Origin of the sequence: Amycolatopsis sp. lyj-90 (genome assembly GCF_046549035.1) — a bacterium.
Classification (GTDB): Bacteria; Actinomycetota; Actinomycetes; order Mycobacteriales; family Pseudonocardiaceae; genus Amycolatopsis.
Genome location: NZ_JAJPWP010000004.1, coordinates 340,970 through 354,296 on the forward strand (window position 1 = coordinate 340,970; position 13,327 = coordinate 354,296).

Here is a 13,327-nt window from a genome sequence, read left to right on the forward strand (position 1 = left end):
CCGCGTTCGCGCGTCCTTCCCCGCCCGCCGCCCGTGCCAGGTAGCGGCGGGATTCGCGCAGCTATCGCAGAAGATCTCCGGAATGCCGAGGGTGTTGTGAACGAGACCGACCGAACGAACGGCACGGGAAGCGCGGCCGACGGCGCGGAGCCGGTGGCCGTCGTCGGCATGAGCTGCCGGTACCCCGGCGGCGTCCGCTCGCCCGAAGACCTCTGGGAGCTGCTGGCCGAAGGCGGGAACGTGCTGTCGGCGTTCCCTGAAGACCGGGCGTGGCGGCCGGACCTGCACGACCGAGATCCGGAAGCGGCCGGGAAGACTTACCTCGCCCGCGGCGGTTTCCTCGACGACGCAACCGGTTTCGACGCGTGGTTCTTCGGCATTCCGCCGCGAGAGGCGCTGGCGATGGAACCGCAGCAGCGGTTGCTGCTGGAAGCTTCGTGGGAGGCCCTCGAACGGGCCGCCATCGTCCCGGAGTCGCTCCGGGGCACCAGCGCCGGGGTGTTCGTCGGCGCGGAGCCCCGGGAGTACGGCCCGCGGCTGGAGGACGCGCCCTCGCCGGTGAAGGGCTACCTGCTGACCGGCACCACGACCAGCGTGCTGTCCGGCCGGGTCTCGTATCTGCTCGGGCTGCACGGGCCGTCCCTCACCGTGGACACCTCCGCGTCCAGTTCGCTGGTCGCGATTCACCTTGCCGCACAGGCATTGCGCGCTGGCGACTGCTCGCTGGCGCTGGCCGGCGGCGTCTCCGTGATGTCGACGCCCGGCAACTTCGTCGCGTTCAGCGGCCTGCGGGCGCTGTCGCCGGAGGGGGACTGCCTGCCGTTCTCCGCCGCCGCTGACGGCACCGTGTGGTCGGAGGGGGTCGGCCTGCTCGTGTTGCGGCGGTTGTCCGACGCCATCCGCGACGGACAGCCGGTGCTGGCCGTGCTGAGTGGTTCCGCGGTCAACTCCGACGGCGCGAGCGACGGCCTGACCGCCCCGAACGGCGAGGCGCAGCAGGCGGTGATCCGCCAGGCCCTGGCCAATGCCCGGCTCGACGCGTCCGAAGTGGACGCTGTGGAGGCGCACGGCACCGGGACCACTCTCGGCGATCCGATCGAGGCGGAAGCCCTCTTCGCCACCTACGGCCGGGAGCGGGACGAGCCGTTGTGGCTGGGCTCGGTCAAGTCGAACCTCGGGCACACCCAGGCCGCGGCCGGGGTGGCCGGGGTGATCAAGATGGTGCTCGCGCTGCGCAACGGCGTGCTGCCCGCGACCCGGCACGGCGAGGAGCCGACCCCGCGCGTCGACTGGTCGCGCGGCACGGTCCGGCTGCTGAGCGAACCGGTGCGGTGGCCGGCGGGCGACCGTCCGCGCCGGGCCGGGGTGTCCGGATTCGGGCTCAGCGGTACCAACGCGCACGTCATCGTGGAAGAAGCCCCCGGCACCACGGAGCAGGTGCCGGTGCCGGAAGCGGTCCCGGCTTGGGTGCTGTCCGCTCGCTCGGCCGAGGGGCTGCGGGCGCAGGCGGCCCGGCTGCGAGACTGGGTGTCGGCGCGGCCCGGGCTCGAACCGGCTGAGCTGGCCTGGTCGCTGGCCACCACCCGGACCCCGTTCGAGCATCGCGCGGTGGTGACCGGGGACCTGCGGACCGGGTTGGCCGGTCTCGCCGACGGGGTGCCCGGGGCCGAGGTCGTCTCCGGGGTCGCGCGCGGTTCCGGGCGGCCGGTGTTCGTCTTTCCCGGCCAGGGTTCGCAGTGGCGGGGCATGGGGCTCGCGCTGGCGCGGACGAATCCGGTGTTCGCGGCCCGGCTGGCGGAGTGCGCGGCGGCGTTGGAGTCCTTTGTGGACTGGAAGCTGTCCGAGGTGCTCGAAGGCGAGCTGGAGTCGGCGGACGTCGTGCAGCCCGCGTTGTGGGCGGTGATGGTTTCCCTTGCCGCGGCGTGGGAAGCCGCGGGTGTCGTGCCCGCTGCGGTGGTGGGCCACTCCCAGGGCGAGATCGCGGCGGCCACGGTCGCGGGGATGGTGTCCCTCGAGGACGGTGCGCGGATCGTTTCTCTGCGGTCGAAATCGCTGACCGCGCTCGCGGGTCTGGGCGGCATGTTGTCGGTCAACGCGACCGTGGCCGAAGTGGAAGAGCGGCTCGCCCGGTGGGGCGAGCGGTTGTCACTGGCCACGGTCAACGGGCCGTCCGCAGTGGTGGTCTCGGGTGAACCGGCGGCGCTGGCGGAGTTGAAGGCGGAGCTGGACGCCGAGGACATCCGGGCGCGGATGGTTTCGGTGGACTACGCGTCGCACTCCGCGCAGGTGGAGCGGCTGGAAGCGGAGATCCGTGCGGTGCTGGCGGGGATCGAGCCGCGGCGTGGCCGGGTGCCGATGGTGTCGGCGATGACCGGCGAAACCCTGACCGGCGACGAACTGGACGCCGGGTACTGGTATGAAAGCCTGCGGGCGCCGGTGCGTTTCGACCGTGCCGTGCGGGTTCTCGGCGACCGGGTGTTCATCGAGGTGTCCCCGCATCCGGTGCTGACCGCCGCGATCGCCGACACCTTGGCGGACGCCGGTGCGGTGTGCGGCACGCTGCGCCGCGACGAGGGCGACAGCGCCCGGCTGCTCGCCTCCCTCGCCGAGGCGTACACGCACGGCGTGCCGGTGGACTGGACGGCCGTGCTGCCCGCGGCGAACCGCGTCGACCTGCCCACCTACGCCTTCCAGCACGAACGGTTCTGGCTCGACGCCGGAGCTCCCTGCCGGCTCGACGGCGTCGCCGCGAGCCTGCCGGAACCCGTGGCCGCCCCGGTCTCCGGGTGGGCGCGGACGTTGGCCGGGAAGTCGGCCGCGGAGCAGGTCACGCGGGTGCTCGACCTGGTCCGGGCGCAGGCCGCCGCCGTCCTCGGGCACGCGTCGCCGGAGTCGGTGGATTCCGCGCTGACCTTCAAGGAGATCGGCTTCGACTCGGTCACCGGGGTCGACCTGCGCGGCCGGCTGTGCACCGCGCTGGGGCGCAAGCTGCCCAGCACGCTCACCTTCGACCATCCGACCCCGCTCGCACTGGCCGAGTTCCTGCGAACCGAACTTCTCGGGCTCGCCGACGACGCGCGGACACCGGAGCGCACCTCCGCGGCCGCGGACGAGCCGATTGCGATCGTCGCGATGAGCTGCCGCCTGCCCGGCGACATCAGCGACCCCGAGCAACTGTGGCGGCTCCTGACCGCGGGCGGCGACGCCGTCGGGCCGCTGCCCTCCGATCGGGGCTGGGACGGCCTCGGCGACATCGCCACGCTCGGCGGCGGATTCCTTGCTGCGGCGGGAGAATTCGATGCCGCGTTCTTCGGCGTCAGCCCGCGCGAGGCGCTGGCGATGGACCCGCAACAGCGGATGCTGCTGGAACTGTCCTGGGAGGCGTTCGAACGCGCGGGCCTCGATCCGAAACGGCTGCGCGGCTCGACGACCGGCGTGTTCGTCGGCGGCGCGGCCTCCGGGTACGGCGGCAACGCGCCCGAAGAGCTTCAGGGGCATCTCCAATCCGGGATCGCGCCCAGCATCCTCTCCGGCCGGGTCTCCTACACCCTCGGCCTGGAAGGCCCCGCGCTCACCGTCGACACGGCGTGCTCCTCGTCGTTGGTCGCCCTGCATCTGGCGGCGCAGTCGTTGCGTGCCGGGGAGTGCTCGCTGGCGCTGACCGGCGGCGTGACCGTGCACGCGACGCCGTCGTGGCTGGAGTGGTTCACCCGCCAGCAGGGCCTGGCGCCGGACGGCCGCTGCAAGGCCTATGCGGAGCAGGCCGACGGCATGGGCATGGCCGAGGGCGGCGGTCTGCTGCTCTTGGAGCGGCTTTCGGACGCGCGGCGCAACGGGCATCAAGTGTTGGCCGTGGTGGCCGGCAGCGCGGTGAACCAGGACGGTGCGTCGAACGGGTTGACGGCGCCGAACGGTCCTTCGCAGCAGCGGGTGATCCGCGCCGCGCTCGCCGACGCGGGCATCGAGGCCGCTGACGTCGACGCCGTGGAGGGTCACGGCACGGGGACCCGGCTGGGCGATCCGATCGAGGCGCAGGCGTTGCTGGCGACCTACGGTCAGGATCGGAACCGTCCACTGTGGCTGGGGTCGGTGAAGTCGAACATCGGGCACGCGCAGTGGGCCGCCGGGGTGGCGGGCGTGATCAAGACCGTGCTCGCGCTGTGTCACGAGGAACTGCCCGCGACCCTGCACGCGGGCGAGCCATCGTCCCAAGTGGACTGGGAATCGGGTGCGGTGCGGTTGGCGACCGAGGCGGTGTCCTGGCCGGAGGTCGGTGACCGTCCTCGTCGGGCGGGGGTGTCGTCGTTCGGTATCTCGGGGACTAATGCGCATGTAATCGTGGAGCAGGCTCCGGCGGTCGCGGAGGCTCCGGTCGAGGCTGATGTCGTGTTGCCGGTGGTGCCGTGGCCGGTCTCGGCTCGTTCGCCGGAAGGCTTGGCCGCACAGGCCGGGCGGTTGGCCGGGTTGGCTGATGAGCCGCTGGATGTGGGGTGGTCGTTGGCGGCCAAGGCGGCGTTGGAGCACCGTGCGGTCGTGTTGGGTGACCATGGCGAGGGGTTGGCGGCGTTGGCCGGGGGCCGCGAGTCGGCCCAGGTGGTGTCGGGTGTGGTGGGGTCGCTTGGCAAGGTCGGGTTTGTTTTCACTGGTCAGGGTGCGCAGCGCTTGAGCATGGGGTTGGGCCTGTACTCGGTGTTTCCGGTGTTCGCGGAAGCTTTTGACGCGGTGTGTGTCGGGTTGGAAGAGCATTTGGACGGTTCGCCGGCGGCGGTGATCCGGGGTGAGTATGGGGATATCAACGACACGGTGTGGGCGCAGTCGGGGTTGTTCGCGGTCGAGGTCGCCCTGTTCCGGTTGTTGGAGTCGTGGGGTGTGCGGCCGAGTGCGGTGGCGGGCCATTCGATCGGCGAGCTGGCGGCCGCGTATGTGGCCGGCGTGTGGTCGCTTTCGGATGCGTGTGCGGTGGTCGCGGCTCGCGGCCGGTTGATGCAGGAGTTGCCGACCGGCGGTGCGATGGTCGCCGTCGAGGCGACCGAAGACGAGGTTCGGAAGGTGATCGAGGGCCGCGCCGGGGTGGGTATGGCCGCGGTGAACGGCCCGAAGGCGGTGGTGATTTCCGGGGTCGAGGACGAGGTTCTGGCGGCCGCGGAGGAACTGGCGGGCGCGGGGTGTCGGACGAAGCGGTTGTCGGTGTCGCATGCGTTCCATTCACCGTTGATGGAGCCGATGCTGGCGCGGTTCGCCGAAGTCGTGAACTCGGTGGAGTGTCGACGTCCGGAGCTGCCGTTGGTGTCCGGGTTGACCGGGGCCGTGGTCGGCGACGAGGTGACGGACCCGGGCTACTGGGTGCGGCATGTGCGCGAGGCCGTGGACTTCGTCGCCGTGGCGGGAACCCTGCGGGAACTGGGAGTCGGGACGTTTGTCGAGGTGGGTCCCGACGGGGTCTTGTCGGGGATGGGGCCGTTGAGCCGTCCCGAGGAGGCGGATGAGGCGTGGATTCCGGTGGCGCGGCGCGGACGTGACGAGGTCCGTGCGCTGCTGACGGCGGTGTCCAAAGTCTATGCGCGCGGCCTGGATGTGGAGTGGCATCACGTTTTCGCGGGCACAGGTGCCCGGAGGGTCGAGCTGCCGACCTACGCGTTCCAGCGTCAGCGGTACTGGCTGAAGGCGGTCGCGAGCGGTCGCGTCGACGATTTCGGCCTGCACAGCCCCCGGCATCCGTTGCTGGGCGCGGCGGTGGAGCTGCCCGCGACCGGCGGGGTGATGCTGACTGGTCGGCTTTCGCTCGGCGAACAGCCGTGGCTGGCCGACCATGTGGTGGCGGGTCGGGTGCTCGTGCCGGGCACCGCGCTGCTGGACATGGTCGTCCGCGCCGCCGACGAGGTGGGCTGTGACCACATCGACGAGCTCCTGATGGAAACGCCGCTGGTACTCGAGGATTCGGTGCGGGTCCAGGTCACGGTGAGCGGACCGGGCCCGGACGGCAGCCGCGAAGCGGCCCTGTACGCCCGTACCGGCGACGACTGGGTGCGCCACGCGGCGGGCACCGTGCGGCCGGGTGCCGCGGTCGAGGCCGTGCGGTTCGCGCAGTGGCCCCCGGCCGGGGCGGTGCCGGTCGATCTGGAGAACTTCTACCCGGCGCTGGCCGAAGCCGGACTCGGCTACGGGCCGGTGTTCCGGGGCGTCCGCGCGGTCTGGCGGCTCGGCGCGGACCTGTTCGCCGAGGTCGCGCTGCCCGAGGACACCGAGGTCGCCGGCTTCGCCGTGCACCCCGCGCTGTTCGACGCCGCCCTGCACGCGGTGGTCGGTGCCGACGGCGTGCGGCTGGAGGTCCCGTTCGCCTGGCGGGACGTCCGGGTCCACGCGACCGGCGCGACGACCGCCCAGGTCCGGATCAGCCCCCAGGCCACCGACGGGGTGTCGCTGGTCCTCGCCGATCCGGCGGGCGAACCGATCGCCACCGTGGGCGCGCTGGCCCTGCGGCCGCTGCCGGCCGGCCGGGAAACTCCCCGAGACGACCTGTTCCGCCTGGAATGGGCGCCGGTGCCGTCCGGCTCCCCGGACTCCGGTCGTTGGGCGGGGTGGGGGAGCAGCGAAGACGCCGATTTCCTGGTCCTGCGGGTGAATCCGGCCGCGGGCCCAGTGCCCGAACAAGCGCACGCCGCGGCGGCCGACGTGCTGGCCGTGCTGCGGGAATGGCTCGCGGCGGACACCGAAACCCGGCTGGTCGTGGTCACTGAACGCGCGGTGGACGCCGGTGACGGCCTGCCCCTCGACGTGGCCGCCGCGACGGTGTGGGGCCTGGTCTCGGCCGCGCAGGCCGAGCATCCCGGCCGGATCGTCCTGTCCGATGTGGACGACAGTGCTGACGAGCGGGCTCTGAGGGCCGGAGTGGCGGCCGGGGAATCGCGGTTCGTGGTGCGTTCCGGCGAGGTGCGGGTCCCGCGGCTGGCCCGAACGACCGCGCCGCGGCCGGCTCCCCGGACCCGTCCGGGCACCGTGCTGGTGACCGGCGCGTCCGGTGCGCTGGGCGGACTGGTCGCCCGGCACTTGGCCGAGACCGGCGCTGTCGCGCGGCTGATTTTGTTGTCCCGCCGGGGAGCCGAGGCACCGGGAATGCCGGGGCTGGCGGCGGAACTGGAACGGTCCGGTGTCGAGGTGACCGTCGCCGCGTGCGACGTCGCTGACCGGACGCAGTTGGCCGCGGTGCTGGACGGCGTGCCGATCACCGGTGTGGTGCACACCGCCGGAGTGCTCGACGACGGGGTCGTCGAGTCGCTGACGGCCGAGCGGATGGCCGCCGTGCTGCGGCCGAAGGTCGACGGTGCGTGGCAGTTGCACGAGCTGACCGAGGGTGCTGAGCTGGACTTCTTCGTCCTGTTCTCGTCGGTCGCCGGGGTGTGGGGCACCGCTGGACAGGCGAACTACGCGGCGGGCAACGCCTTCCTCGACGCGCTCGCCGCCCATCGACGCCGGCAGGGCCGCGCCGCGGTGTCGCTGGCCTGGGGCCCGTGGGACACCGGCATGGCCGGAGCACTGACCGGGACCGATCGCACCCGGCTGTCCCGCCAGGGCCTGCGGACGCTGTCCGCGGCGCAGGGGCTCGTCGTGTTGGACCTGGTGACCGGTCCGGTCGCCGCTCCCGCGCCGCTGCTGGTCGCGGCCCGGCTGGACCTGGCCGCGCTGCGGCGGGCCGGAGAGGTGCCGCAGGTGCTGTCCGGGCTGGTCGGCGCCTCGGCACCCGCCCGACGCACCATCGAGCAGTCGTCCGCCGACGGGAACGCGTTGGCTGAGCGGCTCGCGTCACTGGGCGAGGCCGGGCGCGCGGACCTCGTGCGGGATCTGGTGCTGGCGCAGGCCGGGCAGGTGCTCGGCCTGACCGGGGACGCGACTGTCGACTTCGGACGGTCCTTTCGCGACTCCGGGTTCGACTCGCTGACCGCCGTGGAACTCCGGACGCGCCTGGGCGCGGCCACCGGCGCGCGGCTGCCCGCCACCGTGGTGTTCGACTATCCCACCCCGGCCGCACTGACCGCGTTCCTGCTGGGCGAACTGACCGGCCGGAGCGAGACCGCCCCCGCGCGCGTCGCACCGCGCGCGGCCACCGGCGAGGACCGCATCGCCATCGTGGGCATGGCCTGCCGGTTCCCCGGCGGCGTGTCCTCCCCGGCGGAGCTGTGGGAGCTGCTCGCCTCGCGCACTGACGCGGTCGGGACCTTTCCGACCGACCGGGGCTGGCCCGCCGACCTGGTCGACTCCGATCCGGACGCGGTACGGAAGAGCGTCGCCGCGGAGGGCGGTTTCCTTTACGGGGCGAGTGGTTTCGATGCGGAGTTTTTCGGCATCAGTCCTCGCGAGGCGCTCGCGATGGATCCGCAGCAGCGGGTGTATCTGGAGACGTCGTGGGAGGCGTTGGAGGATGCCGGGATCGACCCGAACTCGTTGCGGGGCAGTGACACCGGGGTGTTCGCCGGGCTGTTCTACCACGACTATCTGTCCTGGCATCAGGTCCACGAAGACTCGGAAGGCTACCTGGGCACCGGCAGCATGGGTTCGGTCGCTTCCGGCCGCGTTTCCTACGCGCTGGGCCTGGAGGGTCCGGCGGTGACGGTGGATACCGCGTGTTCGTCGTCGCTGGTCGCGCTGCATTTGGCGGCGCAGTCGCTCAACGCGGGGGAGTGCTCGCTGGCGCTGGCGGGTGGGGTGACGGTGATGTCCACCCCGGGCGCGTTCTTCGACTTTTCGCGGCAGCGGGGCCTGTCGCCGGATGGTCGGTGCAAGTCCTATGGGGATGGTGCCGACGGTGTCGGTTGGGGTGAGGGTTCTGGGGTTTTGGTGCTGGAGCGGCTTTCGGACGCGCGGCGCAACGGGCATCGGGTGTTGGCGGTGGTGGCCGGCAGCGCGGTGAATCAGGACGGTGCGTCGAACGGCTTGACCGCGCCGAACGGTCCGTCGCAGCAACGGGTGATCCGTGCGGCACTGGCCAGCGCGGGACTGGAGCCGGACGGCGTGGACGTCGTCGACGGGCACGGCACGGGAACCCGGCTGGGCGACCCGATCGAGGCGGAAGCCCTGCTAGCCACGTACGGACAGGACCGACCGGCCGACCAGCCGCTGCTTCTGGGGTCGGTGAAGTCGAACATCGGGCACACACAGGCCGCCGCGGGGGTGGCCGGGGTGATCAAGATGGTGTCGGCGATGCACCGCGGCGTGGTGCCCGCGACCCTGCACGCGGAACAGCCCTCCACCCGGGTGGAGTGGGATTCGGGCGCGGTGCGGTTGGTGACCGAGGCGACGTCGTGGCCGGAGGTCGGCGATCGGCCGCGTCGGGCTGGGGTGTCGTCGTTCGGGTTCTCCGGGACGAACGCGCACGTCATCGTGGAGCAGGTGCCGGAGGTCGCGGAGCTTCCCGTCGAGATCGACGTCGAGCTGCCGGTGGTGCCGTGGGTGGTGTCGGCGCGTTCGCCGGAAGGCTTGGCCGCACAGGCGGCGCGGTTGGCGGGGTTGGTTGATGAGCCGCTGGACGTGGGGTGGTCGCTGGCTTCCCGGGCGGCGTTGGAGCACCGTGCTGTCGTGCTGGGCGATCACAGCCAGGGATTGGCCGCACTGGCCGAGGGCCGCGAGTCCGCCCAGGTGGTGTCGGGTGTGGTGGGGTCGCTCGGCAAGGTCGGGTTTGTTTTCACTGGTCAGGGTGCGCAGCGGCTAGGCATGGGTGCCGGGCTGCACGCGGTGTTCCCGGTGTTCGCGGAAGCCTTTGACGCGGTGTGCGCCGGATTGGAAGAGCATTTGGACGGTTCACCCGCGGCGGTGATCCGGGGTGAGTATGGGGATATCAACGACACGGTGTGGGCGCAGTCGGGGTTGTTCGCGGTCGAGGTCGCCCTGTTCCGGTTGTTGGAGTCGTGGGGTGTGCGGCCGAGTGCGGTGGCGGGCCATTCGATCGGCGAGCTGGCGGCCGCGTATGTGGCCGGCGTGTGGTCGCTTTCGGATGCGTGTGCGGTGGTCGCGGCTCGCGGCCGGTTGATGCAGGAGTTGCCGACCGGCGGTGCGATGGTCGCCGTCGAGGCGACCGAAGACGAGGTTCGGAAGGTGATCGAGGGCCGCGCCGGGGTGGGTATAGCCGCGGTGAACGGCCCGAAGGCAGTCGTGATTTCCGGGGTGGAGGACGAGGCGCTGGCGGCTGCGGCGGAACTGGAGGGTTGCCGGACAAAGCGGTTGTCGGTGTCGCACGCGTTCCATTCACCGTTGATGGAGCCGATGCTGGCGCGGTTCGCCGAAGTCGTGAACTCGGTGGAGTGCCATCGTCCGACGATCCCGTTGGTGTCGGGGTTGACCGGGCGCGTGGTCGGCGACGAGGTGACGGACCCGGGCTACTGGGTGCGGCATGTGCGCGAGGCCGTGGACTTCGTCGCCGTCGCGAGCACCCTGCGGGACCAGGGAGTCCGGACCTTCGTCGAGGTCGGCCCCGACGGGGTCCTGTCGGGAATGGGCCCGCTGAGCCGCCCCGACGGTCGTGACGAGACGTGGATACCGGTGGCACGGCGCGGACGCGACGAGGTCCGTGCGCTGCTCACCGCGGTGTCCAAAGTGTACGTTCGTGGCCTGGACTTCGACTGGCACAACGTTTTCGACGGCACGGGTGCTCGCCGGGTCGAGCTGCCCACCTACGCTTTCCAGCACCAGCGGTACTGGCTCAACGCGCTCACCGGCGGCCACGCCGACGACCTCGGCATGGACAGCCCCGAGCACCCGCTCCTGGGCGCTGTTGCGGAACTGCCCGCCACCGGCGGGGTCATGCTCGCCGGCCGGCTCTCGCTCGGCGAACAGCCGTGGCTGGCCGACCACGCGGTTGCCGGGCAGGTCCTCGTGCCGGGCACCGCGCTGCTGGACATGGTCGTCCGCGCCGCCGACGAGGTGGGCTGCGACCACATCGACGAGCTGCTGATCGAGGCCCCGCTCAAGCTCGAAACCGGGGTCTCGGCCCGGATTCAGCTCACCGTCGACGGTCCGGACGACACCGGCCGCCGTGCGCTCACTGTCTACGCGAAGAGCGGCGACGGCGAATGGGTCCGGCACGCGGCGGGCGCGGTGTCCGCCGGAGCCGCCCCCGCCGACGGCTCAGACCTGGCGCAGTGGCCACCGGCCGGCGCGGAGCCGATCGACCTGGACGGTTTCTATCCGGAGCTGGCCAAGACCGGGCTTGAATACGGGCCGGTGTTCCAGGGCGTCCGCGCGGTCTGGCGGCGCGGCGAGGAGCTGTTCTCCGAAGTCGAACTGCCCGAAGGCGTTCCCATCGCAGGGTTCGGCGTGCACCCCGCCCTGTTCGACGCGGCGTTGCACGCGGCCGGAGTGGACACCGAGGGCCTGCGGCTGCCGTTCGCCTGGAACGACGTGGTGGTGCACGCGTCCGGCGCTTCGGCGGCCCGGGTGCGGATCTCGCCGGTGCCGGGCGGGATCGCGCTCGCGCTGGCCGACGCCTCCGGCGAGCCGGTGGCGTCGGTCGGGACGCTGGCCCTGCGCACGGCAAGCGTTGAAGAGCTGACCGCGAGTTCCGACGGCTCGACCTACGCGGTCGAGTGGACGTCGGTCCCGCCCGCCGACTCCTCGAACGCCGACCTCGAACTGCTGACGGTGCCGACGCTCGACGGCGAACTGCCGGAACAGGCCAACGCCGTCGCGCTCGACGTGCTGGCCCGGCTGCGGGCATGGCTCGCCACGGACACCGAAACCCGGCTCGCCGTGGTCACCGAACGCGCGGTCGACGTCGGCGACGGGCTCGCCCTGGACCTGGCGACCGCGCCGGTGTGGGGCCTCGTCCGCGTCGCGCAGTCGGAGAACCCCGGCCGGATCGTGCTGTCCGATGTGGACGATCTGGCCAGTCCCGCCGTCCTCGACTGGGTGCGTGCCGGGATCGCGGCGGGGGAGTCCGAGTTCGCGGTGCGCGCCGGTGAGGTGCGGGTGCCGAGGCTGACCCGGGTTTCGCCACCTGCCCCGGACGACACCCGGGCCGCGGGCACGGTGCTGATCACGGGCGCTTCCGGAGCCTTGGGCCGGCTGGTCGCCCTGCGGCTGGCCGAAACCGGTATCGCCAAGCGGTTGCTGCTGCTGTCCCGGCGCGGCGCCGACGCCCCCGGGCTCGCCGAGCTGGCCGCGGACCTGGAACAACGCGGCGTCGAAACCACGATGCTGGCGTGCGACGCCGCTGACCGCGAGCAGCTCGCCGGAGTGCTGGACGGCGTGTCGCTGACCGGCGTGGTGCATTCGGCCGGGGTCCTCGACGACGGGGTCATCGGCTCGCTGACCGACGAGCGGATGACCGCGGTACTGCGCCCGAAGGTGGACGCGGCCTGGCATCTGCACGAGCTGACGCAGCCGATGAACCCGGACTTCTTCGTGGTGTTCTCCTCCGTCGCCGGGATCTGGGGCAACGCCGGACAGGCCGCCTACGCGGCGGGCAACACCTTCCTCGACGCGCTCGCCGCGCACCGCCGCCAGCGGGGCCTGCCCGCGGTGTCGATCGCGTGGGGTCCGTGGGAATCCGGGATGGCGGGCGAGTTCACCGAAGCCGACTGGCGGCGGATGTCGCGCCAAGGGCTGGCTCCGCTGCCGGAACCGGAAGGGCTGCGCGTGCTCGACGCCGCGCTGGGCCAGTGCGCTCCGCTGCTGGTGGCGGCCCGGCTCGACCTGGCCGGAGTGCGCCGGTCCGGGGAGGTGCCGCCGCTGCTGTCGGCCCTGGTGCCCAGCGCCCGGCCCTCGGCGCCGGCCCGCCGCGCGGTCGGCGAACGCGTCGTGGACGCCCGCAGCACGCTTCACGACCTGAGCGAACCGGAACGCCGGGACGCGCTCCGCGAGCTGGTCAGCACGCAGGCCGCTCTGGTGCTGGGCCTGGCCGGGACCGGCGGGCTCGACGCGGACCGCCCGTTCCGCGAAGTCGGCTTCGACTCGCTGACCGCGATCGAGCTGCGCAACCGGTTGAACGAGGCCACCGGGGAACGCCTTTCGCCCACCGCGGTCTTCGACTACCCGACCTCGAGCGCACTGGCGGACTTCCTGCTGGAAGGGATGTTCGGCGCCGAGACCGGGGAGGCCGCGGAGCAGCCCGCGCTGTCGGCCTACTCGGGCCTCGACCGGCTCGAAGCCTCCCTCGTCGAACTGCGGGCCGACGACACCGCGCGGGCGAGGGTCGCCGCCCGGCTCACCGACCTGCTCGCCGCGCTGACCGAATCGGAGGGCGGCGCCGACGATTCGGTCGCCGACCAGCTCCAGTCCGCCAGCGACGACGACATGTTCGACTTCATCGACAAACAGCTCGGGATCTGAACTCCGCGCA

Annotated in this window: 1 protein-coding gene; it reads left to right on the plus strand. The window is 72.3% G+C overall.

Annotated features, from left to right (window positions below; all coding sequences use genetic code 11):
- Window positions 1-96 precede the first annotated feature (96 nt).
- The gene (locus tag ACLJPX_RS17140; RefSeq protein ID WP_410600951.1) at window positions 97-13,317 is read left to right on the plus strand and encodes an SDR family NAD(P)-dependent oxidoreductase; all 13,221 of its coding nucleotides are present in this window, start codon (window positions 97-99) and stop codon (window positions 13,315-13,317) included.
- Window positions 13,318-13,327 lie beyond the last annotated feature (10 nt).